The sequence below is a fragment of the Agarivorans sp. 2_MG-2023 genome, from assembly GCF_030548085.1.
In the GTDB taxonomy this organism is placed as follows: domain Bacteria; phylum Pseudomonadota; class Gammaproteobacteria; order Enterobacterales; family Celerinatantimonadaceae; genus Agarivorans.
This window is the reverse complement of the sequence record NZ_JAUORQ010000001.1, coordinates 565,534-588,886: the sequence shown is the minus strand read 5'-3', so window position 1 is coordinate 588,886 and position 23,353 is coordinate 565,534. Positions and strand designations below refer to the sequence as shown.

The following is a 23,353-nucleotide window of genomic DNA, read 5'->3' as shown; positions in this document are numbered from 1 at the left end:
TTTTTTTTGTTATATTTAAGCCCCCTCTTTTTGGAAGTAAGAGCTCATGCAACAAGCTTGGTACAAACAATTTTGGCCGTGGTTTTTAATCGCGTTACCTATGGCTGCAGTCGTTGCTAGCTTAACCACATTTTACATAGCCGCTACCACCGACAATGACATGGTCGTAGAGTCTTATTATAAGAAAGGCAAGGCGATTAATGCCGATTTGTCACTAATACAACAAGCAGAGCAGTTAGGCGTTAAAGCCGCGTTGTCACCTACAGACAACGGCTTATTGTTAGATATGACCTTACCTGATGAACTGAAAAACCAACCTCTTAAAGTTGAACTGGCCCATAAAACCTTAGCGAGAAACGACCGCAGTTACGTAGTTACCGCTGATGCCACCGGTCGATATAGGTTTGGTGAAGATTTAAATGAAAATGGTCGCTGGTTTATCCGCATCAGTCCAATGGATGACAGCTGGCGTTTACAAGAAGAGCTACAACTGCCGCTGTACAACATAGAAGAGATTGATGGGAAGTAACAAACACCTTTGCTTTCATTGCAAAGAAGTTGTTCCGGCAGGTCTGAGCTTATCTGTTCCTATTCTAGGTAAAATGGAACCCATGTGTTGCCAAGGTTGTGCCGCCGTAGCCCAAACCATTATCGACAGTGGCTTAGAAGACTATTACAAGCATCGCACCGCCGCCGCTCCCAGCGCTCAAGGTTTGGTCCCTGATGCGTTAACTAAAATGTTGGAATACGATGATGAGAGTGTTCAATTAGACTTTGTCGCTCAGTCAGACGCCTATAAAGAAGTACTGCTGTCTATAGAAGGCATTGCTTGTGCTGCATGTGCATGGCTGATTGAAAAGCAGCTTTCGCATGTTAAAGGTGTTCAGAAAATTCATGTTAATTCCACTACTCAACGTGCCACCTTATTATGGGACGATAAACAGGTAAAGCTTAGTCAGCTCCTGCAAACCGTTCAAACCCTAGGTTACAACGCCACGCCTTTTCAAACAGACAAACAAGAAGAGTTAGATCGCAAGCTGTATCGAAGCCACTTGTTAAAGCTTGGTGTCGCTGGCTTAGCCACCATGCAAGTAATGATGTTTGCGATTGCTCTCTATGGTGATCTGTTTGACGAAATGGAAGTGATTTACCGAGATTACTTTCGTTGGGTGAGCCTAATTATGGCCACGCCCGTTCTACTTTTTTCTGCGCAGCCTTTCTACTTTGGTGCGTATCGAAGCATAAAAGCTAAAACCCTAAACATGGATGTCCCCGTATCTATTGCACTACTAGGGGCGTATAGCGCGTCGTTATATGCAACTGTAAGAGGTACGGGTGAAGTCTATTTTGAATCGGTTTCAATGTTTACCTTCTTATTGTTATTAGGAAGATTGCTGGAGTTACGGGCTCGGCGAAAAGCCAGTGAAACCAGTTCAAACATGCTTAAGCTTATTCCCAAACTGGCATTAAAACTCGATGACAACGGCAAACAACAGCGGGTAGCGGCCAGCCAGCTTAAATCCGGTGATCTTATCGTTATTTTACCTGGGGAAACCGTGCCCGCTGATGGCCAGATTAGCTTTGGTGAAAGCGAGTTTGATGAATCCTCTTTAACGGGAGAAAGCTTACCCATTGTTAAGTCGATAGGCGATCGCGTGTTTGCTGGCACCATTAACCACGAACAGACTGTACATTTAGCCGTTGAAGCCGTTTCACAAAACACCTTTATCGCCAACATTATGCGCCTGCAAGAACAAGCGCAAAGTGAAAAGCCTAAGATAGCCACTATAGCAGACGGTGTGGCTCGCTATTTTGTGTTTGGCCTATTGGTTATTGCTGCCCTCACCTACACATATTGGCATTTTCATTCACCGGAAGACGCTTTTTGGATTACCTTAGCGGTTTTGGTTGCTACTTGCCCTTGCGCACTATCGTTGGCAACCCCGGCAGCACTAACGGCTGCTACTCATAATTTGTCTAAAAACGGCCTATTAGTAAAACGTGGCCACGTGCTAGAAAGCTTGGCTAAGTTACAAGCCGTTGTGTCAGACAAAACCGGTACGCTCACCGAAGGTCGATTGCAGATCCAAGAACTAGAGTGTTACAAGGGCTACGATAAGGAGACAGTTCTTGAATATGTTGGTGCCTTAGAGCGTCAAAGTTCTCACCCCATAGCATTAGCGTTTAAATCTTTTCAGAAGTTACAAGCAACAAATATTGAGCACCATACCGGTTTAGGCTTAAGTGGTTTGGTAGACAATCATTCGCTCACTTTAGGAAAGGCTAAGTTTTGCCAACAAATTGCTCAACCTCGCATAGGTATGCTTGAATTAGTGTTACTGGTAAACGCACAGTTAGTGGCTAGGATTTATCTGTCAGACTTATTAAAAAGTGATGCGATAGAATTCGCTAAAGGCTTAAAACAAAGAGACATTAGTTTGTCGATGCTTACTGGTGATGAGTCTGCACAAGTGGAATTTGTTGCCAATCAACTGAGTATCACCGACGTTTCTAGTGGCGCGTTACCTCAGCAAAAACTCGAAGTGGTAAAACATAAAGTCACCAGCACTCCACATTTGCTAATGCTTGGCGACGGCGTAAATGACGGGCCTGTGCTCGCGTCTGCACCTTTATCTATCGCTATGGGTTTAGGTACCGACATTGCAAAATCTAGTGCCGATGCAGTCCTTCTCGGCAGTAAGCTAAGTACTTTGTTAAATGCTATAGATTTGGCTAAAAAGACCAAAAAAATTATCGCTCAGAACTTGGCATGGGCTTTAGGTTATAATGCCCTGATATTGCCCTTGGCGGTGTCGGGTATTGTGACACCTTATATGGCAGCAATTGGCATGTCTTTGTCTTCGCTAGCGGTGTTAACTAACTCACTAAGGTTGAATAAGCGATGAGCATAATTTTTGTGTTAATTCCTATTGCCCTTGTTTTTGTGTGTATTGGAATTGGTATTTTTTTCTGGGCGGTCAAAAGTGAACAGTTTGAAGACCTAGATCGCCAAGGCGTAAACATTTTGTTTGACGAAAAAGGCCAAGACACTAAATCGGCTAAAGATGATACTCCAAACTGATTACGCTGCCGCTTTTATTACCGGTTTATTAGGTGCCACGCATTGTATTGCTATGTGCGGCGGTATTGCCTGTGTTCTTGGTAGCAGAGTTGAAAATTCGTCCTCAAAATTTTTGGTCAGCGTTGGCTTCAATCTTGGGCGAATAGTGAGTTACGCGATCGCGGGTGCGATAGTGTCTGGTTCAATACAGGCTATTGGGCAAATACACCAATCACTACATTTGTTGGTTGGCCTCCAGTGGCTTGCTGCGTTAATGTTAATTTTGTTAGGTATTCACCTCACCCGGTGGTGGTCTGTACTCACCCCGTTAGAGGCTGCTGGCAAAGTGTTATGGAACAGAATTCAACCCTCCGCGAGTAAATTTCTCAGCGTAAACCATCCCTTGGCTTGCGTTCCTTTAGGTTTGTTATGGGGGTGGTTACCCTGCGGGTTGGTGTACTCCACTTTAACCTTAAGTGCTAGCCAAGCTAGCTGGCAAAGCGGTGCCGCGGTGATGTTTAGCTTTGGACTGGGAACTTTTAGCGTTATGTTGCTCTCGGTGATGCTTGGTCAAAAACTTAGCCACTTGTTAAACAACCGTAAGCTACAGATTGTTTCTGGACTTAGTGTTTTTGCTCTAGGGATCTATCAGGTTGTTACATTGTTGTAGCAATAGCGCTAGAAAAATACCTCTATAAAGAGTAGAATTGCCTCGAACTCCTATAGCATAGTTTGAGTATGAGCATTAACCCAAAAGCTAGTCAAAGAATCCAAACTGGTGGATGTGAAATCCATTGTCAAGATTGCAGCATTGCACAATTGTGTATCCCATTTTCCTTAAATGAAACTGAGCTAGATCGTTTAGACAGTATTATTGAGCGTAAAAAGCCTATTCAAAAAGGCGAAGAAATTTTTGCTGCTGGCGATAAACTTAAAAGCTTATACGCGATACGTTCAGGCACCATTAAGTCATACACCATTACCGAGCAAGGTGATGAGCAAATCACTGGCTTTCATTTAGCTGGCGATTTAGTGGGCTTCGACGCTATCAATAACCAGGTACACCCTAGTTTTGCACAAGCCCTTGAAACGTCGATGGTATGTGAAATCCCTTTTGATACGATGGATGACTTGTCGGCAAGTATGCCTAAACTTCGTCGCCAAATGATGCGTTTAATGAGCAACGAGATTGTCGCTGATCAAGAGATGATTTTGTTACTCAGTAAGAAAAATGCTGAAGAGCGTTTAGCCGCATTTATTTATGGTTTATCGCAGCGCTTCTCTGAGCGTGGTTTCTCTCCTAGAGAGTTTCGCCTTACCATGACTCGTGGTGATATCGGTAATTACTTAGGTTTAACAGTGGAAACTATTTCACGTTTGTTAGGCCGTTTCCAAAAAGCCGATATGATTGCGGTTAAAGGTAAATATATTTCAATTACCGACCGCGAATCCCTTCGTCAATTAGCAGGCGCCAAAGCTACCTAAGTGATTAATAACACTGACCTGATTTACATCAAGCTATGATAAAAAACTTGGGTCAGTGTTAACTAAGTCAGATTTATTCCTTCCAAATTGAGCTAAAGTTAAGTAGCTATTCCAGATCATTCTAGGAGCTGCTTTATGATTAAGTATCGCAATATTTTAGTGGTCATTGACCCCCTGCACGACACTCAGGCGGCTTTGTCTCGGGCTGTGTTTTTAGCACAGAAAGAAGACCAAGCAAAAATCAAAGCTCTACTCACCATTTATGACTTCTCTTACGAGATGACGTCAATGTTATCTGGCGAAGAGCGAGAAGCCATGCGCTCTGGCGTAATAGACGAACGTAAAGTCTGGTTGAACGAAGTTATCGCGGCAACAGATACCGCAGGCCTAGAGATAGAAACCAAGGTAGTGTGGAATAACCGACTCTATGAAAGTGTTATAGAGGAAGTTCTCGATTTTGGTCACGATCTCGTGGTTAAAGCCACCCACCCTCACCCTACACTGCAATCAATAATCTTTACCCCCAACGATTGGCATATTTTACGTAAATGTCCAACACCAGTGCTAATGGTTAAAGACCATGATTGGCCAACAGCTGGTAAGATTGTTGCAGCGATTCACGCAGGTGCAGAGGACGAAGAGCACCACAAACTCAATGTGCGAATTGCTCAAGAAGCTAAGGATTTATGCCGGTTGCTATCTGCCACTCCCGATATTGTTACAGCCTATCCCGCTGCCCCGGTAAACATTGCCATAGAGCTGCCTGATTTCGACCCTCTCAAGTACAACAAAAATGTTATGGAATACCATAAAGAGGCCCTGAATAAATTTGTTGCTGAACAGTTCGAGCAAGAAGTCACTAGCCACCTCGAAGAAGGCTTACCCGATGATGTGATTCCCGAAGTGGCCAATGAGATTGGTGCAGATATAGTTATTTTGGGTACGTCTGGTCGAAGCGGTTTTAGCGCAGCATTAATAGGTAATACCGCTGAGCACGTTATTGACCAATTAGACTGCGATTTACTGGCATTGAAACCACAAAACTTTGTTAGTCCTTTCCAAAAATAGATCCGTTTAAGCTAAGGGAAAAGATTGCTTAAGCAAGGCGGGGTTATATAATAGCCCCGCTTTTTTATTGGGAACTCAAAATGTCAGTTACAGCTAAACAACAATACAACCAAAACAAACTTCATAAGCGAATTCGTCGACATGTAGGCCAAGCGATAGCTGACTACAATATGATTGAAGAAGGCGATAAAGTAATGGTGTGTTTGTCTGGCGGTAAAGACAGTTACGCAATGTTAGATATTTTGCTGCATCTAAAAGCGCATGCACCAATAAGCTTTGACGTTATTGCCGTTAACCTTGACCAAAAACAACCTGGCTTCCCAGAGCATATTTTGCCTGAATACCTAGATAACTTAGGTATTGAATACAAAATTGTGCAAGAAGATACTTATTCAATTGTAAAAGACAAAATCCCTGAAGGTAAAACAACCTGTTCTTTATGTTCTCGTTTACGCCGCGGCATTTTGTATCGTACCGCTACCGAACTAGGTGCCACCAAAATTGCACTAGGCCATCATAGAGACGATATATTAGAAACCTTGTTCTTAAACATGTTTCATGGCGGCAAGCTAAAAACCATGCCACCTAAGTTAGTCAGTGACGATGGGAAACATGTCGTGATTCGCCCAATGGCCTACTGTAAAGAAGCCGATATGGAAAAATACGCTGAAGTGAAAGAGTTCCCAATTATTCCGTGTAACCTCTGCGGCTCTCAAGAAAACCTGCAGCGTCAGGCAATTAAACAAATGTTGAATGATTGGGAAAAGCGTTTTCCAGGAAGAGTAGAATCAATGTTTAGATCGGTGCAAAACGTCGTGCCATCTCATTTACTCGATCACCAACAGTTTGACTTTAAATCTATTAACAGAGATAGCGGCATAATTGACGGCGGTGATATTGGTTTCGATGCACCTGAGCTAGAACCCCAGCAGACAATGAAAGAGACGACTGGGGTAGTTCAAATAGTAGAGCTTTAGTTCTTAAGAACTCACTGATAATTGAGAAGGCCACAAAGACCTATTGCTTCTCATCATCTGTTGGAGCTCGTGTACGTAGGCTTCACCCCGTTCAGAATAGCTAGTAAGAAAACTTGCTAGCTCGATTGCGTCTATCTCGCCGCGTGTTCTAGCGATTTGGCGATGTTCTCTTAACGCTTGGTAGGCAGGATGACTGTTGAGGTTGTTCATATAGGCATTTACCGACTGATACACACTATCAAATTTACGTACCTCATGGTTGGCACCGTCAACACGGCTTAATGGTACTAAGCCACAACCTTTCTGGTAACACCATTGACCAAACAAATTATTTCCTTCTTTGGCAAACCTTGACGTTCCCCATGCTGACTCGTTAGCAGCTTGAGCTAACACTAAGGCAGGAGGCACAACGTCTATTTTGGTTAGTAGCTCAGTGATGATTTGCTTATCACTAAGGGTGGTATCGACCCGGTAATCTTCAGCTAACTCAACTAAAATCTTGTGTTGTTTCTTGCTTAATTTGCTATTCGCTATCTTGCTATTGAAGGAAACCAGTTGATTACGTTGCTCAAGTATTTGCTGATTACTTGCTTTTATCAGTGGCAAAATGTATTGAGTAAATTGCTGCTTCTTTTGATTAACGTCGGTAAATTCTTCAAAAGCAGGTAGCGGTGCGTAACTAATGATGGGTGAAGTCTTTTTTGGTGTGTGATCGCAAGCGATGATAAGGCTTGATAACAAGCCTATAAGTAAAAATTTATTCAAGTAGTTGCTCTTATTTCTGTGGTTAATTCTTGCAAGAAGTTAGGAACTAACTCACTCGCTGGGCCGTAATGACGCTCTGCGAATTCGCTTTGCATTTCAGAGGGCTCAAGATTGAGTTCAATGGTTCTTGCATCATGGCTTGCAGCTTCATGAACAAAACCGCCCGCCGGAAACACATGTCCCGAGGTACCAATGGCAATAAATATATCACAGTGATTAAGTCGATGGTAAATCTTGTCTAGGCCAATAGGCATTTCGCCAAACCACACAACATGCGGTCTTAGTCGAGTAGGAAACTGACAACATGTACACAATACCTCAGCACCTAAGTCGCCTTTCCAATTGGTGGTTTGATTAGACATTGGGCAGCGTGCCTTTAATAGCTCACCATGCATATGCAACACATTCTTACTGCCAGCACGTTCGTGCAAGTCATCAATATTTTGGGTGATAACTAGTAGCTCTATATCATCTTGCTGCTCTAGCTCGGCAAGCGCGAAGTGGGCTGCGTTTGGCTGTACCTTACTACTTTGAAGCTGTTGGCGACGCAGATTATAGAATTGGTCGACAAAATCAGGAGCTCGTTGATAAGCCTCAGGAGTAGCGACATCTTCTACGCGATGCTTTTCCCACAAACCATCTGAATCACGGAAAGTTTGAATTCCTGATTCAGCAGAAACCCCTGCTCCGGTCAAAACAATCACATTTTTTTTCATATTCATCTTCTTTTGTTCAAAATCGAATAGAAAGCTCTATAAATATATATTAAGTCAGCATAAGTCCCCATTCTACTTAAGTTGTAATGTGACAAACATGGCTTAAAAGTTACTAACTGTTAACATTTTATCTAGAATGATTCTCGACAGAGCCACAAATATCTAGTTTGTCTGACCGCATAGTTAATCTAAATTAAACTTTTGCGACATATCTCGCTTTTGCTACTTTTAAGCTAACTAAATCAGGGAATTATCTGTAGCTGTGCTAATCTTGATCTAGCGCAAGAAAACGATAAAAAGCCTACGGATACTGCTGCTTGATACTATATTCAATTATATTGAATAGTTTTGCGCCAGTGGTCAGTTATTCGGCATTCTGTTGTGATTGCGGTGTTACAATAATGTTGACACCCAATATTTGAATGTTTATGTTGTTATTGGCTCTGGTTTTGGCTCGTGATTGAATATAGAGCCGTTCAACCCACAATATAAAGACAAACTGTACAGGGAAGAAAACATGTTAAAAAACACGCATATTAAAGCTGCGGTAGCTGCTGTAGCCTTAGCTTTCGCAGCAAATGCTAGCGCTGCTGATGGCACGTTAGACAACGTTAAAAGTAAAGGTTTCTTACAATGTGGCGTTAGTACCGGCTTACCTGGTTTCTCAAACCCAGATGCTGACGGAAATTGGCAAGGTCTAGATGTAGACGTTTGTCGTGCAGTAGCCGCCGCCGTTCTTGGCGATGCTTCTAAAGTTAAATATACTCCCCTTACTGCAAAAGAGCGTTTCACTGCACTTCAGTCTGGTGAAATCGATATTCTTTCTCGTAACACTACTTGGACGCTAACCCGCGACAGTTCACTAGGTTTGAATTTTGCTGGTGTTAACTATTATGACGGCCAAGGCTTTATGGTAAGCAAAGAGCTAGGTGTGTCTTCAGCTAAAGAATTAGATGGCGCTGCAGTATGTATCCAATCTGGTACTACTACCGAGCTAAACTTAGCGGATTACTTCCGTGAGCATGGTATGAAATACACGCCTGTAGTATTTGATACCTCAGACCAAACAGTGAAAGGTTTCGAAGCTGGTCGTTGTGATGTTTTAACCTCAGACCAATCGCAGCTTTATGCACTACGTATCAAACTGGCTAAGCCAGACAGCGCAATGGTATTGCCTGAAATTATTTCTAAAGAGCCTTTAGGTCCAGTTGTTCGTCAAGGCGATGACCAATGGCTAAACATTGTTAAGTGGTCTCTATTCGCCATGATCAATGCTGAAGAATATGGCTTAAGCTCTGCAAACGCAGACGACATGCTTAAATCTACTAACCCTAACGTACGCCGTATCTTAGGTTTAGAAGGCCCTAAAGGTAAAGGTTTAGGCTTAGACGACAAATGGGGCTACAACATTGTTAAGCAAGTTGGTAGCTACGGCGAGTCGTTCGAGAAAAACGTAGGTACTAGCTCTCCGCTTGGTATCGCTCGTGGTGTTAACGCACTATGGAAAGACGGTGGCTTCCAATACGCTCCGCCTATTCGCTAATTTCTACTCTTAAAAGAGCAGGGCTTGCCCTGCTCTCTTCCGTTTTTATCCTACACTACTAGGTTACAATATATGGCTGCCCATCCTTCCTCAAAGGATAACTCAGCAAATAGTCTTCGTAAGATCTGGTTTGATCCCAACGTAAGAGCGCTAGTTTTCCAAATTCTCGTTGTTATTGGTGTTATCGGTTTCTTTTTCTACATCATCAGTAACGCTCTTTATAACTTAGAACAACGTGGTATTACGACCGGCTTTGGTTTTATGAACCAAACTGCAGGTTTCGGTATTATTCAGTCATTGGTCGAATATGACGAAAGTCACACGTTTGGGCGCACTTTTTTAGTTGGCTTGTTAAACACAATTCTAATATCTGTATTGGGTATTATATTTGCCACTATTCTTGGTTTCATTATGGGCATAGCACGCCTGTCACAAAACTGGTTGGTTTCTAAAGTTGCCACCGTTTACATTGAAACTTTGCGTAACATTCCTTTACTTCTACAAATATTCTTTTGGTACTTTGCGGTACTTAGAGCACTGCCTAGTCCTAAGCAAAGTCTTAGCATTGGTGAAGCGGTGTTTTTGAATGTGCGTGGCCTTTACATGCCAGGGCCCATTATGGAGTCTGGCGCTAATATCGTTGTCATTAGTTTTATTTTGGCAATTATTGGCTCTTTTGTTTTAGCCAAGTGGGCTAAAAAGCGTCAAATGCTTACTGGTCAACCCTTCCCTATTTTTTCTGTTTCTGCAGCAATGATTATCCTGGTGCCTACGGTTGTATTCTTTTTAATGGGCTCGCCAATTGGCTTAGAGTACCCAGCATTAAAGGGCTTTAACTTCCGTGGCGGCATGGTAATTATTCCAGAGTTAGCCGCTTTATTAGTCGCGCTTACTTTTTACACCGCTGCATTTATAGCAGAGATTGTTCGCTCTGGTATTTTGGCTGTAAGTAAAGGTCAGAGTGAGGCAGCTGAGTCTTTAGGCTTAACCAGAACGCAAGCCTTAAAGCTGGTGATCATTCCTCAGGCAATGCGGGTAATTATTCCTCCGCTCACCAGCCAATATCTAAACTTAACTAAAAACTCATCGTTAGCTACAGCAATTGGTTATCCGGATTTAGTATCAGTATTTATGGGAACAACCTTAAATCAAACAGGTCAAGCGATTGAAGTTATTGCGCTAACCATGGCGGTTTATCTCACCATTAGTATTGCTACTTCAATCTTGATGAATATCTACAACAAGAAAATGGCTTTGGTGGAGCGTTAATATGTCAGTACATCAATTTAGACCTGATTTAGCACCACCTAACCTAAGCGTTGGCTTTGTAGGTTGGCTGAAGAAGAATTTATTTTCTTCTTGGCTAAACAGTTTGTTCACTCTTTTTATCTTATATTTGATAATTCCACCTTTAGCCTCGGCTATTCAATGGGCGTTTTTACAAGCTGACTGGATTGGTGATAGTCGCGAAGCTTGTACCAGCGACGGTGCATGTTGGGTATTTGTCGCAGACCGCTTTTCTCAGTTAATCTACGGATTCTATCCTTCTGCTGAGCGCTGGAGAGTTGATTTGGTATTTGTTACCTTCTTGATTCTAATTGCAGCCTTGGTTTACGAGAAAACCCCTCACAAACCTAAAATTGCATTATTCAGCTTGTTTATATACCCAATTATTGTGTTTTTCTTATTGTTAGGTGACTCCTTCGGTTTACCTAAGGTAGAAACACATCAATGGGGTGGCTTAATGCTAACGCTAGTATTGGCTATCGTGGGTATTGTTGCAGCTCTTCCAATCGGTATTTTATTGGCTTTGGGTCGACGTTCTCATATGCCAATAGTACGAAGCTTTTGTACTATCTACATTGAGTTTTGGCGTGCAGTGCCTCTTATTACCGTATTGTTTATGGCATCGGTTATGTTGCCGCTGTTTGTTGGCGCAGAAGTCGATTTCAACAAACTAGCTCGAGCGATGATTGGCATTATTATGTTCCAATCAGCTTATATGGCAGAGGTAATTCGTGGTGGTTTACAAGCAATTCCTAAAGGCCAGTACGAGGCAGGTGAAGCGCTTAGCTTGAGTTACTGGCAATCTATGGGTTTAATTATTCTGCCACAAGCATTAAAAATTACTATTCCGTCTATCGTTAATACCTTTATAGCCTTGTTTAAGGATACTAGTTTAGTACTGGTAATTGGGTTATTCGATTTATTGGCTATCGGTCAATCAGCTCTAGCTGACCCGGCTTGGCTTGGGTTTTCTACCGAAATGTATGTATTTATCGCTTTTGTTTTTTGGGTGTTCTGTTTCAGCATGTCTCGCTATTCGATCCATCTCGAGAAGAAACTACACACAGGACATTAATAAGGAAATTTTAAATGACTTCTAATCAAGCAAGCCCTGAGGTGGTAATTCAACTTAAGGGAATGAACAAATGGTACGGCGAGTTTCACGTACTTAAAGACTTAGACTTAACGGTAGCCAAAGGCGAAAAGATTGTCATTTGTGGCCCATCGGGCTCTGGCAAGTCAACAATGATACGTTGTATTAACCGCCTGGAAGAACATCAAAAAGGCGACATAATTGTAAACGGTACTGAATTACAAAGTGATTTAAAAAGTATCGAGTTAGTGCGTAGCGACGTAGGTATGTGTTTTCAACACTTCAACTTATTTCCACATCTCACGGTATTGCAAAACTGTTGTTTAGCGCCAATTTGGGTTAAAAAAATCCCCAAAGCAGAGGCCGAAGCAACTGCCATGAAATACTTGGAGCGAGTTAAAATTCCAGAGCAAGCTGACAAGTACCCCGGTCAACTCTCTGGTGGTCAACAGCAGCGTGTAGCGATTGCTCGCAGCCTATGTATGAACCCATCTATCATGTTATTTGATGAGCCAACTTCTGCTCTTGATCCTGAAATGGTAAGAGAAGTGTTAGATGTAATGGTGGAGTTAGCGAATGAAGGGATGACCATGCTTTGTGTAACCCACGAAATGGGCTTTGCTAAGCAGGTTGCAGATCGGGTTATCTTTATGGACAGAGGGGAAATTATTGAAGAGAACGAACCGGTTCAGTTCTTTGAGAACCCACAATCTGATCGTACTAAACTATTCTTAAGCCAGATCTTAAATCACTAGTTAGTAAACAGATAAAAAGAAAGGAAGCCAATTGGCTTCCTTTTTTATTAACTGAACATTATTTTGGTTCGGCGTTCTCTACCCTACTCTTGAGCTTTTGCCCAGGACGAAAGGTGACTACTCGACGCGCAGAGATGGGGATATCTTCACCAGTTTTCGGGTTACGACCAGGGCGTTGATTTTTCTCCCTTAGATCAAAGTTTCCAAAACCTGAAATTTTGACTTGCTCCCCACTTTCCAAAGCCACCCGTATTTCTTCAAAAAACGCTTCTACAACTTCTTTAGACTCTCTTTTGCTAAAGCCCAAGTTTTCAAATAAATTTTCTGCCAGGTCAGCTTTAGTTAATGCCATAACTAGTCCCTCAAGGATGCGTCAAACTCTGAACGTAACGCCTCTACAATGGTATCAACTGTAGCGGCAATCTCTTTTTCTTCAAGGGTTCGGCTTTGTTCTTGCAGCGTTAAGCTAATCGCAATACTTTGCATATCGTCTGCAATGCCTTTCCCTTTGTATACATCGAATAAGTTTACGCCAACTAATTGATTTCCGCCAACTTTCTTAATGCAATTTAATAAATCTCCTGCATTAACTTGTTCTGATACTAATAAAGCAAGGTCTCGTCGGTTAGCAGGGAACTTAGAAACAGGCTTAGCATCTGGTAAGTTGCGTTGAGTAACTGCTGCAAGTTCTAGCTCAAATACAAATACTTTACCACTTAAGCCAAAGGCTTTTAGATGTTGTGGGTGCAATGCACCTACATACCCAACATGTTTACCATGGCGCAATATGCTAGCAGACTGGCCAGGATGTAATGCAGGAATATTTGCAGCTTCAAAGCTAAATGAATCGGCATCAGTGGTTTGTTGAATTAACGCTTCAACATCACCTTTGATATCAAAGAAATCTAATTCTCGCTCTGTGCTATTCCAAGCTTCTTGATTCGCTGTGCCACTAATCACACCAGCCAACATTGCTGTTTGGCTTACATTGTTTTCAGCGTTTGTATCAGGAACAAAACGTAAACCCGACTCAAAAACACGAACCCGAGCTTGTTGACGTTTTTGGTTGTAAGACACAGTATCTAACAAACCTGTCCACAAACTTAAACGCATTGCCGACATTTCCACAGAAATTGGGTGCGGCAAAATCATAGCATCTTGTTGTGGGTGCAATAGTTGCTGGCGTTTGGGGTCAACAAAACTGTAAGTAACCGCTTCTTGATAACCACGACCACACAACAATTGGCGCAACTTGCTTGCTGGTAACTCAACTTCTTTGTGTTGACTCATTTTTAAGGATGCAACTGGTGAAACATTTGGAATGTTGTTATATCCAAAAATTCGCGCAACCTCTTCAATTAGGTCTTCTTCAATCGCCATATCAAAACGGTAACTCGGTGCAGTTGCCTGCCAGCCTTGTTCTGTTTCGGTAACAGTCATTCCTAAACGAGTAAGGATTTCGCTAACTTGATCTTTGGCAAACGAGTAACCAATTACTTTTTCTAAACGCGCGTGGCGCAAAGTAATGGTTGCCGCTTGTGGAAGCTTAGCTTCATCACCAGACTCAACAATTGGGCCTACCTCGCCACCACAAATCTCGACCAATAACTGTGTAGCACGTTCCATTGCTTGAGTTTGCAATTGGAAATCAACCCCACGCTCGTAACGGTGAGATGAGTCAGTGTGTAAACCATATTGTCGGGCACGACCAGTAATAGCTAGTTTGCTAAAGAACGCACACTCTAAAAAGATGTCGCTGCTACTTTCAGTAACACCGGTTTTCTCACCACCAAAGATACCAGCCATAGCAATTGGACCGCTCTGGTCACAAATAGTCAGAGTATTATCTTTTAACTCAACTTCGTTACCATCTAGTAATACTAGCTTTTCGCCGTTGTTTGCTAAACGCACATCAATTGAACCGTTTAGCTTCGCAAGATCAAAAGCATGCATTGGTTGACCTTGCTCTACCAGTACATAGTTAGTCACATCAACAACGGGATCGATAGATCGAATACCGCTGCGGCGTAAACGTTCTTGCATCCAAAGAGGTGTTGTTGCTTTTACATCTACACCTTTTATCACGCGTCCTAAGTAACGTGGACATTGCTCGGTCGCTTCAACGTTCACCGTAAACGTATCTTCAATGCTTACAACAGCGTTTTGCCATTGTGGCTCGGCAACGTCCATTTGATTTAGCACACCTACTTCGCGAGCCAAACCACGAAGGCTTAAACAATCGGCACGGTTGGGTGTTAAATCAACTTCAATAGTTACGTCATCTAACTGTAGGTAATCGCGTAAATCAGTACCAATTGGCGCGTCACTTGGAAGCTCCATAATACCGTCTGACTCATCACTGATGCCTAGTTCACTGTAGGCACAAAGCATACCGTGAGAAGGTTGACCACGCAGTTTCGCTTTTTTGATTTTGAAATCGCCGGGTAATACTGCGCCAACTTGAGCTACCGCTACTTTTAAGCCTTGGCGGCAATTTGGGGCACCACAAACAATGTCTAATAGCTCGTCGCCACCAACATTGATTTTGGTTACGCGTAATTTGTCAGCATCAGGATGTTGACCACACTCAACCACTTCACCAATTACAACGCCGTTAAAACTAGACGCTACGGCTTCAATACCGTCAACTTCTAGGCCGGCCATGGTGATCTTCTCAGACAACTCATCGCGTGAAATGCTAGGGTTAACCCACTCTCTTAGCCATGATTCACTAAATTTCATGTTAATTAACCCTTAATTAAATTGTTTTAAGAAACGTAAGTCGTTTTCGAAGAATGAACGTAAATCGTTAACGCCGTAACGCAACATAGTTAAACGCTCTACACCCATACCAAAGGCAAAGCCGGTGTATTCTTCAGGGTCAATGTTTACTGCACGTAATACATTTGGGTGTACCATGCCGCAACCAAGCACTTCTAACCAACCGTTTTTACCAAGAACATCCACTTCTGCAGAAGTTTCTGTAAACGGGAAGTAAGACGGTCGAAAACGTACTTGTAAGTCATCTTCAAAGAAGTTTTGCAGGAAGTCATACAACACGCCCTTTAATTCAGTGAAGTTTACGTTTTTATCAACCATCAATCCTTCCACCTGGTGGAACATTGGCGTGTGGGTTTGATCGTAATCGTTTCGATAAACGCGGCCAGGAGAAATAATTCTAATCGGCGGCTTTTCAGTTTCCATGGTACGAATTTGCACACCCGAAGTTTGGGTACGCAATACTAAATCAGGATTAAAATAGAACGTATCGTGGTCGGCGCGAGCAGGATGATGCTCAGGAATATTTAATGCATCAAAGTTATGAAAGCCATCTTCGATTTCTGGCCCAGATTTAACTTGAAAGCCTAACTCTCCGAAGAACGTTTGAATGCGTTCAATAGTGCGAGTCACTGGGTGTAGACCACCTAGTTCGTCACTGCGACCGGGCAAAGTAATATCAACGGTTTCGGCCGAAAGCTTTGCATTAAGTTCTTGCTGTACTAGCAATTCACGTTTTGCATTTAACGCGTCTTGGATAACTTGTTTGGCCTGATTAATAAGCTGACCAGCTTGAGGACGTTCTTCTGGCGTTAATTTGCCAAGTCCTTGCAGCTGTTTAGTCATTAGTCCTTTTTTACCTAAGTATTCCACGCGAACGGCATCGAGTTCGTTAATCGCTGAAGCCGCTTCAATGTGAGTCTTAGCCTGATTGATTAGCGCATCAAGATCTAGCATGATTTCCTCATATTCCGCCAATGGGGGAAGGCTGATTTTCGTTTTAAATAAGACCGGAAATAGTACTTTAATGAACTGCTTATAGCTAGACTTGTTCCGGGAAAAGGTAGGTAGTATGGGTATTTTTTTGCAATAAAAAAAGGGAGCCTAAGCTCCCCTTTTACAAACTTGATAAAACTTATAAAGCAGCTTTTGCTTTTTCTACCAATACTGTAAATGCTGCTTTATCAAAAACAGCAATATCAGCTAGGATCTTACGATCGATTTCGATAGATGCTTTTTTAAGTCCGTCAATCAAACGGCTGTAAGACAAACCATTTTGACGTGAAGCCGCATTAATACGTGCAATCCATAACTGACGGAATTGACGCTTACGCTGACGACGGTCACGGTAAGCGTATTGACCCGCTTTGATTACCGCTTGGAAGGCTACGCGATAAACACGTGAACGTGCTCCGTAGTAACCTTTGGCTTGTTTTAAGACTTTCTTATGACGTGCACGTGCTTGTACACCGCGTTTAACTCTGGCCATTCTTAATTTCCTCTAAACTTATGCGTACGGCAACATGCGAACAATTGATGCGATATCAGACGCAGCAATCATACCCTTCGGACGAAGGTGACGTTTTACCTTAGTACGGCGCTTAGTCAGGATGTGACGAAGACCAGCTTGTTTGTATTTAAAACCACCAGAAGCAGTTTTTCTAAAGCGCTTAGCTGCGCCTTTGTTCGATTTCATTTTTGGCATTTACATGCACTCCGCATTGCGAGATTAACAACATATAACTAAAGGCGAACAAAAACAGCTTACCGGTTAAAGTAAGCTGTTTGTTACTTGGATGCCTTAGTTACTTCTTTTTAGGGCCTAACACCATCACAGCTTGGCGACCTTCCATTTTTGGAAAAGCTTCCACAACTGCTAGTTCTTCTAAATCGCCTTTAATGCGGTTTAGCAGATCAAAGCCTAAGCTTTGGTGTGCCATTTCACGACCACGGAAACGTAGCGTTACTTTAGCTTTATTACCCTCTTCTAGAAAACGAACCAGGTTGCGTAGTTTTACCTGATAGTCGCCTTCGTCAGTTCCAGGTCGGAATTTTATTTCCTTAACCTGAATCTGTTTTTGCTTCTTCTTCTGTTCTTTTACAGATTTACTCTTTTCGTAAATGAACTTACCGTAGTCCATGACCCGACAAACAGGTGGTTCAGCATTAGGACTAATTTCTACTAGATCTACACCAGACTCGCCGGCTATATCTAGCGCTTCATTCAAGCTAACAATGCCTAGGGCTTCGCCGTCTATGCCTGTAAGGCGTAATTCTTGAGCTTGAATTTCTTCATTTATCTTATGTGCTCTTGCAGCTTGTTGCTGACCACGTCTTCCGGTTTTTATAATTTATACCTCAATACAATTATTGTCACGATTGGCGATTTCTTGTTTAATTTGCTCTACAAACTTATCAACAGCAAATTTACCTAGATCGTCACCCTTACGAGTTCTAACCGCAACCTCATTACTTTCGACTTCTTTATCGCCGACAACCAGTAAGTAAGGAATACGCTTTAGAGTATGTTCGCGGATTTTAAAGCCTATCTTCTCATTTCTCAAGTCCGCAATGGCTCTAATGCCCTGTTTATTTAATTTTTTTACTACTTGATGGACAAAATCGGCCTGTTTATCGGTAATATTCATCACAACCACTTGGCGAGGTGCTAACCAAGTTGGGAAAAAGCCTGAGTATTCTTCAGTCAAAATACCGATGAATCGCTCTAATGAACCCAAAATTGCGCGGTGAATCATTACCGGAACGTGGCGTTCGTTATCTTCGCCAACAAAAGAGGCAGATAAACGACCAGGCATAGAGAAATCTAATTGAACCGTTCCACATTGCCATGCTCTATCTAAGCAGTCGTGCAAAGTGAATTCAATTTTAGGTCCGTAGAAAGCCCCTTCGCCAGGTAAGTAAGAAAACTCAATACCTTTAGACGTTAGCGCATCGGCTAGGGCTTTTTCAGATTTATCCCACGTTTCATCATCCCCTACTCGCTGTTCTGGGCGAGTAGACAGTTTTACTTCGATTTCTTCAAAACCAAAAGTCTTATATGTTTCGTATACCATGTCGATACACGACGCGACTTCGTCTTGAATTTGATTTTCAGTACAGAAGATATGCGCATCATCTTGGGTAAAGCCACGTACTCGCATCAAACCGTGTAAAGAGCCCGATGGTTCGTTACGGTGACAAGAGCCAAATTCGGCCATACGTAACGGTAAGTCGCGGTACGATTTCAAACCTTGATTAAAGATTTGGATGTGACCCGGACAGTTCATCGGTTTAACTGCATACTCACGGCTTTCTGATTGAGTGGTAAACATGCCGTCGGCATACTTGTCCCAGTGACCAGATTTCTCCCATAAGCTACGATCCATAATCTGCGGCGCTTTTACTTCTTGGTATTCGTACTTAGTAAGTTGTTCGCGCACGTAGGTTTCTAGTTGGCGGAAAATAGTCCAACCAGAGTCATGCCAGAACACCATACCCGGCGCTTCTTCTTGCATGTGGTAAAGATCTAATTGCTTACCAATTTTACGGTGATCACGCTTTGCTGCTTCTTCTAAACGTTTTAAATAAGCCGCTAGTTGCTTTTTGTCTGCCCATGCAGTGCCATATACGCGTTGTAGCATTTTGTTTTTGCTATCACCGCGCCAGTATGCACCAGCCACTTTCATTAATTTAAAGTGGTGACAGAATTTCATGTTAGGTACGTGCGGACCACGACACATATCAATGTATTCTTCGTGGTGGTACAAGCCTGGCGTTGCACTTGCGTCAATGCCTTCAATAATTTCTAGCTTGTAAGGTTCTTCGCGTTGTTCAAAAACCGTTTTAGCTTCAGCTAAAGGCACTGTTTTTTTAATCACATCGTAATTTGTCTTGGCCAGTGCTTTCATTTTCTTCTCAAGATTGTCGATGTCTTCTTGAGTTAGCGAATGCTCTAAATCGATGTCGTAATAAAAGCCGTTATCAATGGTAGGGCCAATTGCCATTTTGGTTTCAGGCCACATTTGCTTGATAGCATGGCCTAATAAATGCGCACAAGAGTGACGAATGATTTCTAAACCATCTTCATCTTTTGCCGTGATAATCGCTACTTGAGCGTCATCGGTAATGAGTTCACATGCATCAACACGCTCGCCGTTTACACGGCCGGCTATGCAGGCTTTAGCTAAACCTGGGCCGATATCAGCGGCGATATCCATGGTTGATACTGGGTTTTCGAATTGACGTTGGCTACCGTCAGGGAGAGTAATAACTGGCATATTTATCCTTGCACATACAGTGGTGATGCCTACGCAACATCACATGATTTAGTCGATAAAATTGAGTACCTAAGGCACTTAAAAGAGCGGCAATATTAAAGGTCTGAACAAATAACTTCAATAGCTTATGCTTTATTGATTAGAAGACTCGTCGAACCAAGGAATTTGAACCATAATTAAACGGTGGACATATTGGAGTAGTTGTTATGAAAAACTATGTCGAAAAAATGATTTCTTGCCCTACCTGTGGCCACCATACCCCGCTAATTATGGATGCGAGTAATGGTGACCAAGACTTCTACGAAGATTGCCGTGTTTGTTGTAACCCCATTCATTGTCGCCTACATATAGACGAGAGCAACGACAAGCTATTGGCCTACGTAGATGCAGATGACGAGCAATTCTTTTAGCTAAGCCAGCGTTTTAAATCTCCCGCTTTTGCGAGTTGTTTAATGGTGTCTATGGCAGTTTGCGTTGAACTGTCTATTTCTATGTTCACTAAATCTTTAACCGCTTTATCACCCAAAGTAGTGACTCGCAGCGTTTCTGGAATAATGTGCAACCAAAATCCTTGGTCGCTTAACTTGCCTACCGTTAAACTTGCACCATCTATGCAGATAAACCCTTTATAAATCACGTAGTCTTTCCACTCGTTAGCTAACGATAGATGAATTGCTAGGTTATTCTCTGAGTACTGCATGTCTAATATGGTGGCGGTGGTATGAATATGCCCCGACACTAGGTGACCACCGATTTCGTCACCTACTTTGGCAGCTCGTTCAATATTTACTAAATCCCCTTCTTTAATAAGGTCTAAGTTTGTTAGACTTAGCGTTTCTTGTATCAAGTCGAATTGAACGCCTTGTTCGCTAATGTTGACTGCGGTTAAACAGGTCCCGTTTATCGCAACACTAGCGCCTATGTTTAAGCCTTCGATATCCACTAAATCGACCCAGAGCTTCATTAAGCCTGGCGCTCGTTCGACTTTGACAACTTTTCTTTTACTTTGAACTATTCCGGTGAACATGAAGTATTTTTTCCTGGGTTTTAAACAACGTTTTTCAAAAGAGTGTTTTGCCATTTTACGTTTGGCAGGGCCTATTGTCGTGGCTCAACTTACCATAACTGGAATGAGTTTTGTTGACACAATTATGGCTGGCTCGGTAAGCCCTACCGATTTAGCCGCTGTTGCAGTTGCTGCCAGTTTTTTTAACCCCATCATTTTATTATTACAAGGCATATTGATGGCGGTTACACCATTGGTGGCTTATCAAATAGGCGCTAAACAAGCATTTAAAGGCGGAAACATTTTTCGCCAAGCCTTATTTATTTCTTTAATACTCGCCGCTATTGCTTGGGCGATCTTGTGGTTTGCACCAAACGTTTTTAATGTGATGGATGTAGAACCGCAATTGGTGGGGTTAACCAAACAATACTTGTTTTTTGTTAGCTTTGGCTTGCCAGCTTTTGCCTTGTATCAGGTATTACGTGGAGTCAACGAGGCGTGTTCAAATATTAAAGCCATTATGCTCATCGGTATTGCTGGCTTGGCCTTAAATATTCCCATTAATTATGTATTTATTAATGGTTTGCTTGGCATGCCAAAGCAAGGTGGCGCTGGCTGTGGTGTTGCAACCGCAATGGTCAATTGGTTTATGGCCATTGCTATGCTTATTTACGCCAAGCGAAGTACAACTTTGCTGCCGTTAAAATTATTTGAGCAGGGTTCTGGTATTGATTGGGCAATTATCTCGCGAATATTCAAACTTGGCTTGCCGATTGGTGGCGCTATATTCTTTGAGGTGACCTTGTTTTCGATGATTGCTCTGTTGCTATCACCGCTTGGTGCCGACATTGTTGCAGCACACCAAATCGCCCTAAACTTTACCTCTATGGTGTTTATGTTGCCCTTAAGCATTGGCATTGCCTTAACTATAAGAGTGGGTAATTACATGGGCGAAAAGTCGTTAGATAAAGCACAAATTAGTGCCTACAGCGGGGTTATTTTGTCTATTATCGCTACGTTGTTTATTGCCACAGCTACCGTGTTATTTCGTCATGACATTATTGGTTGGTATACCAATAACACCGCTGTTGCTGCTATTGCTGCACCTCTATTTTTGCTAGCGGCAACTTATCAGTTGTCCGATTCATTACAGGTATGCTGTGCTGGCGCGCTGCGGGGTTACCAAGATACCCGTTTCATCCTAATAGTTACGCTGATTAGCTTTTGGCCAATAGGCTTAGGTGTAGGTTCTATACTTACTTTTACCGACTACTTTACTAGCGAGCCAATGGGTGTGATAGGTTTTTGGATAGCAATAGTACTCGCATTAACCGCCTGCGCGATTGGCTTGTTCTCAAGGCTAGTGTGGGCCACTAACAATCCGCATAAGCTGCACCTAATCAACAAGGAAGCATGAGTAGGGCTAACTTCTTTTACTTGCTGGCAGCTAGTGTCATTCTAGTTGCCTGCATTTACTCCCTGCTTAATTGGTTAGCCCCACGTAGTGATCAGCTCTTTGGGGATTATAGCGCTCGTTTAAATCGCGTCTTGAACATCAATATTACTGCCCCCCAAACAACCAGATCATTAACTCCTTTTAGTTGGCGTGATTACCAACAACCAGAGCCAGTGTTACAACTTTCGCTGCTAGACAGTGTCGGCTTAAAGCAATGTGGCCTAGACCAGGTTATTTTTGATGGAAACTCCAGTTTAGGTAAACACGCTGCAGCGGATTACCAGCTAGTTTGGCACACCAAAATCATTCAAGGCTTAGCAGAATGTATTCAAGGCAAGCAACTAGAACCAAAGCTAGAAGACACGCTAACAGTAATTCTCAATAAAAAAATACAATCGCTGAGTCTCTATTGGGGCAACTATTTAGTTAACGAGCAAAGTTTACGTTACTTGTGGCAGAGCGACCACGCACTGCGTCAACAGCCCTACTCCGCTTATCAATCTCTAGCCAACAATTTGAGTTACTTAAATAAGTTACATCAACAACTCATAGAAAATCATAACCTCGACCATGAAGGACTGTTGACACTGAGTGAGTCGTTTGCTAAGGGACCTAGTATTTTTGCCTTGTTACAAGAAATGAAACGTTCTAGCTTGTGGCTCAATGAGGTTTCTACAGCGTTAGAAAAGCGAGAGTTCAACTGTAAAAATGACCGTGAAAATGACCGTAAAAATGGCATCGTTCTCAAAAATATTCTGCACAAAGTCTATATGGAAAAATTACAACGCTACCTTGCTGAACTTGATCAAAGCGTTCGACTATTACTGCCGCCCTTAACGGCCCTTTACCACTCACAGAAAAGTTCGTTTTTGTTAATGACTACAAAAAAAATCCATTTAGATTTTCAAGAGAGTAATCGACAGCACGTTAAACAATGGCAATTGATTTTAGATAGCTGTAAGGCTTAACAAGTCTTACAAATAACCTAAGCCGAGGCTTTAAAGTGATAAGGGCTCCATTTGCTTACGTTTATTCAGCCTTGTACGCCTCATTTAGTTAAATTGTGCGTTGTAAAGGCCACTTATT

General features: G+C 42.4%; 24 protein-coding genes. 14 read left to right on the top strand and 10 right to left on the bottom strand.

Annotated elements, in window-relative coordinates; translation table 11 throughout:
- The first annotated feature begins 46 nt into the window (after positions 1-46).
- From Q4549_RS02560 to ttcA, 7 genes are all read left to right on the top strand, one after another.
- The gene (locus Q4549_RS02560; protein WP_303509058.1) at positions 47-529 is read left to right on the top strand and encodes a FixH family protein; all 483 of its coding nucleotides are present in this window, start codon (positions 47-49) and stop codon (positions 527-529) included.
- The gene (locus Q4549_RS02555; RefSeq protein WP_303552761.1) at positions 519-2,906 is read left to right on the top strand and encodes a heavy metal translocating P-type ATPase; all 2,388 of its coding nucleotides are present in this window, start codon (positions 519-521) and stop codon (positions 2,904-2,906) included. Before Q4549_RS02560 ends, Q4549_RS02555 begins: the two co-directional genes overlap by 11 nt.
- The gene (gene ccoS / locus Q4549_RS02550; RefSeq protein WP_303509054.1) at positions 2,903-3,082 is read left to right on the top strand and encodes a cbb3-type cytochrome oxidase assembly protein CcoS; all 180 of its coding nucleotides are present in this window, start codon (positions 2,903-2,905) and stop codon (positions 3,080-3,082) included. The genes Q4549_RS02555 and ccoS overlap by 4 nt, the downstream gene beginning before the upstream one ends.
- On the top strand, positions 3,066-3,731 hold the full coding sequence (locus Q4549_RS02545; protein ID WP_303552762.1) for a sulfite exporter TauE/SafE family protein: 666 nt from the start codon (positions 3,066-3,068) through the stop codon (positions 3,729-3,731). The genes ccoS and Q4549_RS02545 overlap by 17 nt, the downstream gene beginning before the upstream one ends.
- A 68-nt stretch (positions 3,732-3,799) precedes the next feature.
- The gene (locus tag Q4549_RS02540; protein WP_137673202.1) at positions 3,800-4,546 is read left to right on the top strand and encodes an FNR family transcription factor; all 747 of its coding nucleotides are present in this window, start codon (positions 3,800-3,802) and stop codon (positions 4,544-4,546) included.
- Between the two features lie 135 nt (positions 4,547-4,681).
- Positions 4,682-5,614: a universal stress protein UspE gene (uspE, locus tag Q4549_RS02535; protein ID WP_303552763.1), complete on the top strand. Its 933-nt coding sequence runs from the start codon at positions 4,682-4,684 to the stop codon at positions 5,612-5,614.
- A gap of 80 nt (positions 5,615-5,694) precedes the next feature.
- Complete coding sequence (gene ttcA / locus Q4549_RS02530; protein ID WP_303552764.1) at positions 5,695-6,591, top strand: tRNA 2-thiocytidine(32) synthetase TtcA; 897 nt, start codon at positions 5,695-5,697, stop codon at positions 6,589-6,591.
- Positions 6,592-6,594: 3 nt separating this feature from the next.
- On the opposite strand, the gene Q4549_RS02525 is transcribed toward ttcA, so the two are convergent.
- The gene (locus tag Q4549_RS02525; protein WP_303552765.1) at positions 6,595-7,356 is read right to left on the bottom strand and encodes a glucosaminidase domain-containing protein; all 762 of its coding nucleotides are present in this window, start codon (positions 7,354-7,356) and stop codon (positions 6,595-6,597) included.
- Positions 7,353-8,078, bottom strand: coding sequence for a Sir2 family NAD+-dependent deacetylase (gene cobB / locus Q4549_RS02520; RefSeq protein ID WP_303509039.1), 726 nt, complete (start codon positions 8,076-8,078; stop codon positions 7,353-7,355). The genes Q4549_RS02525 and cobB overlap by 4 nt, the downstream gene beginning before the upstream one ends.
- 511 nt (positions 8,079-8,589) lie before the next feature.
- On the opposite strand from cobB, the gene Q4549_RS02515 reads away from it, so the two are divergent.
- From Q4549_RS02515 to Q4549_RS02500, 4 genes are all read left to right on the top strand, one after another.
- Entirely contained in the window at positions 8,590-9,615 is a 1,026-nt protein-coding gene (locus Q4549_RS02515) for an amino acid ABC transporter substrate-binding protein (RefSeq protein ID WP_137673207.1), read from the top strand.
- Between the two features lie 72 nt (positions 9,616-9,687).
- A complete protein-coding gene (locus Q4549_RS02510; protein ID WP_303552766.1) occupies positions 9,688-10,884 on the top strand; it encodes an amino acid ABC transporter permease in 1,197 nt (398 codons plus the stop codon).
- 1 nt (position 10,885) lies between these two features.
- Positions 10,886-11,977, top strand: a complete 1,092-nt coding sequence (locus Q4549_RS02505; protein WP_303552767.1) for an amino acid ABC transporter permease — start codon at positions 10,886-10,888, stop codon at positions 11,975-11,977.
- A 14-nt stretch (positions 11,978-11,991) separates the two neighbouring features.
- The gene (locus tag Q4549_RS02500; protein WP_303509029.1) at positions 11,992-12,750 is read left to right on the top strand and encodes an amino acid ABC transporter ATP-binding protein; all 759 of its coding nucleotides are present in this window, start codon (positions 11,992-11,994) and stop codon (positions 12,748-12,750) included.
- Positions 12,751-12,808: 58 nt separating this feature from the next.
- Here Q4549_RS02500 and ihfA read toward each other — a convergent pair whose 3' ends face one another.
- The 7 genes from ihfA to thrS form a co-directional block, all read right to left on the bottom strand.
- Positions 12,809-13,102 carry an integration host factor subunit alpha gene (gene ihfA, locus Q4549_RS02495; protein WP_016401503.1) on the bottom strand — a complete coding sequence of 98 codons (294 nt, stop codon included), beginning with the start codon at positions 13,100-13,102 and terminating at the stop codon, positions 12,809-12,811.
- A gap of 2 nt (positions 13,103-13,104) precedes the next feature.
- Complete coding sequence (gene pheT / locus Q4549_RS02490; protein WP_303552768.1) at positions 13,105-15,492, bottom strand: phenylalanine--tRNA ligase subunit beta; 2,388 nt, start codon at positions 15,490-15,492, stop codon at positions 13,105-13,107.
- Between the two features lie 12 nt (positions 15,493-15,504).
- Entirely contained in the window at positions 15,505-16,485 is a 981-nt protein-coding gene (gene pheS / locus Q4549_RS02485; protein ID WP_303509019.1) for a phenylalanine--tRNA ligase subunit alpha, read from the bottom strand.
- A 178-nt stretch (positions 16,486-16,663) separates the two neighbouring features.
- The gene (gene rplT, locus Q4549_RS02480; protein WP_137673213.1) at positions 16,664-17,017 is read right to left on the bottom strand and encodes a 50S ribosomal protein L20; all 354 of its coding nucleotides are present in this window, start codon (positions 17,015-17,017) and stop codon (positions 16,664-16,666) included.
- A gap of 18 nt (positions 17,018-17,035) precedes the next feature.
- Positions 17,036-17,233, bottom strand: coding sequence for a 50S ribosomal protein L35 (rpmI, locus tag Q4549_RS02475; protein WP_137673214.1), 198 nt, complete (start codon positions 17,231-17,233; stop codon positions 17,036-17,038).
- Positions 17,234-17,333: 100 nt separating this feature from the next.
- Complete coding sequence (infC, locus tag Q4549_RS02470) at positions 17,334-17,876, bottom strand: translation initiation factor IF-3 (protein ID WP_137673215.1); 543 nt, start codon at positions 17,874-17,876, stop codon at positions 17,334-17,336.
- A gap of 3 nt (positions 17,877-17,879) precedes the next feature.
- A complete protein-coding gene (gene thrS, locus Q4549_RS02465) occupies positions 17,880-19,805 on the bottom strand; it encodes a threonine--tRNA ligase (RefSeq protein ID WP_137673216.1) in 1,926 nt (641 codons plus the stop codon).
- Positions 19,806-20,011: 206 nt separating this feature from the next.
- Here thrS and Q4549_RS02460 point away from each other — a divergent pair, with 206 nt between their 5' ends.
- Positions 20,012-20,215 (top strand): CPXCG motif-containing cysteine-rich protein, encoded by a 204-nt coding sequence (locus tag Q4549_RS02460; RefSeq protein ID WP_137673217.1) that lies wholly within the window; start codon positions 20,012-20,014, stop codon positions 20,213-20,215.
- Here Q4549_RS02460 and Q4549_RS02455 read toward each other — a convergent pair.
- Positions 20,212-20,832 (bottom strand): riboflavin synthase subunit alpha, encoded by a 621-nt coding sequence (locus tag Q4549_RS02455; RefSeq protein ID WP_303509010.1) that lies wholly within the window; start codon positions 20,830-20,832, stop codon positions 20,212-20,214. The two genes, Q4549_RS02460 and Q4549_RS02455, sit on opposite strands and share 4 nt — an antisense overlap.
- Between Q4549_RS02455 and Q4549_RS02450 the strand changes: the two genes are divergently transcribed.
- Both Q4549_RS02450 and Q4549_RS02445 read left to right on the top strand, forming a co-directional pair.
- Entirely contained in the window at positions 20,831-22,228 is a 1,398-nt protein-coding gene (locus tag Q4549_RS02450) for an MATE family efflux transporter (RefSeq protein WP_303552769.1), read from the top strand. The two genes, Q4549_RS02455 and Q4549_RS02450, sit on opposite strands and share 2 nt — an antisense overlap.
- Positions 22,225-23,235 carry a DUF3080 family protein gene (locus Q4549_RS02445; RefSeq protein ID WP_303552770.1) on the top strand — a complete coding sequence of 337 codons (1,011 nt, stop codon included), beginning with the start codon at positions 22,225-22,227 and terminating at the stop codon, positions 23,233-23,235. The genes Q4549_RS02450 and Q4549_RS02445 overlap by 4 nt, the downstream gene beginning before the upstream one ends.
- The last annotated feature ends 118 nt before the right edge of the window (positions 23,236-23,353 follow it).

Coding starts and splice junctions, on each gene's coding strand:
- Q4549_RS02500 (WP_303509029.1), top strand. CDS start 11,992: ATGACTTCTAATCAAGCAAGCCCTGAGGTGGTAATTCAACTTAAGGGA.
- Q4549_RS02515 (WP_137673207.1), top strand. CDS start 8,590: ATGTTAAAAAACACGCATATTAAAGCTGCGGTAGCTGCTGTAGCCTTA.
- pheT (WP_303552768.1), bottom strand. CDS start 15,492: ATGAAATTTAGTGAATCATGGCTAAGAGAGTGGGTTAACCCTAGCATT.
- ihfA (WP_016401503.1), bottom strand. CDS start 13,102: ATGGCATTAACTAAAGCTGACCTGGCAGAAAATTTATTTGAAAACTTG.
- Q4549_RS02555 (WP_303552761.1), top strand. CDS start 519: ATGGGAAGTAACAAACACCTTTGCTTTCATTGCAAAGAAGTTGTTCCG.
- ttcA (WP_303552764.1), top strand. CDS start 5,695: ATGTCAGTTACAGCTAAACAACAATACAACCAAAACAAACTTCATAAG.
- cobB (WP_303509039.1), bottom strand. CDS start 8,078: ATGAATATGAAAAAAAATGTGATTGTTTTGACCGGAGCAGGGGTTTCT.
- Q4549_RS02445 (WP_303552770.1), top strand. CDS start 22,225: ATGAGTAGGGCTAACTTCTTTTACTTGCTGGCAGCTAGTGTCATTCTA.
- ccoS (WP_303509054.1), top strand. CDS start 2,903: ATGAGCATAATTTTTGTGTTAATTCCTATTGCCCTTGTTTTTGTGTGT.
- pheS (WP_303509019.1), bottom strand. CDS start 16,485: ATGCTAGATCTTGATGCGCTAATCAATCAGGCTAAGACTCACATTGAA.
- rpmI (WP_137673214.1), bottom strand. CDS start 17,233: ATGCCAAAAATGAAATCGAACAAAGGCGCAGCTAAGCGCTTTAGAAAA.
- Q4549_RS02455 (WP_303509010.1), bottom strand. CDS start 20,832: ATGTTCACCGGAATAGTTCAAAGTAAAAGAAAAGTTGTCAAAGTCGAA.
- Q4549_RS02510 (WP_303552766.1), top strand. CDS start 9,688: ATGGCTGCCCATCCTTCCTCAAAGGATAACTCAGCAAATAGTCTTCGT.
- Q4549_RS02560 (WP_303509058.1), top strand. CDS start 47: ATGCAACAAGCTTGGTACAAACAATTTTGGCCGTGGTTTTTAATCGCG.
- Q4549_RS02460 (WP_137673217.1), top strand. CDS start 20,012: ATGAAAAACTATGTCGAAAAAATGATTTCTTGCCCTACCTGTGGCCAC.
- Q4549_RS02540 (WP_137673202.1), top strand. CDS start 3,800: ATGAGCATTAACCCAAAAGCTAGTCAAAGAATCCAAACTGGTGGATGT.
- Q4549_RS02545 (WP_303552762.1), top strand. CDS start 3,066: ATGATACTCCAAACTGATTACGCTGCCGCTTTTATTACCGGTTTATTA.
- rplT (WP_137673213.1), bottom strand. CDS start 17,017: ATGGCCAGAGTTAAACGCGGTGTACAAGCACGTGCACGTCATAAGAAA.
- Q4549_RS02505 (WP_303552767.1), top strand. CDS start 10,886: ATGTCAGTACATCAATTTAGACCTGATTTAGCACCACCTAACCTAAGC.
- Q4549_RS02450 (WP_303552769.1), top strand. CDS start 20,831: ATGAAGTATTTTTTCCTGGGTTTTAAACAACGTTTTTCAAAAGAGTGT.
- uspE (WP_303552763.1), top strand. CDS start 4,682: ATGATTAAGTATCGCAATATTTTAGTGGTCATTGACCCCCTGCACGAC.
- thrS (WP_137673216.1), bottom strand. CDS start 19,805: ATGCCAGTTATTACTCTCCCTGACGGTAGCCAACGTCAATTCGAAAAC.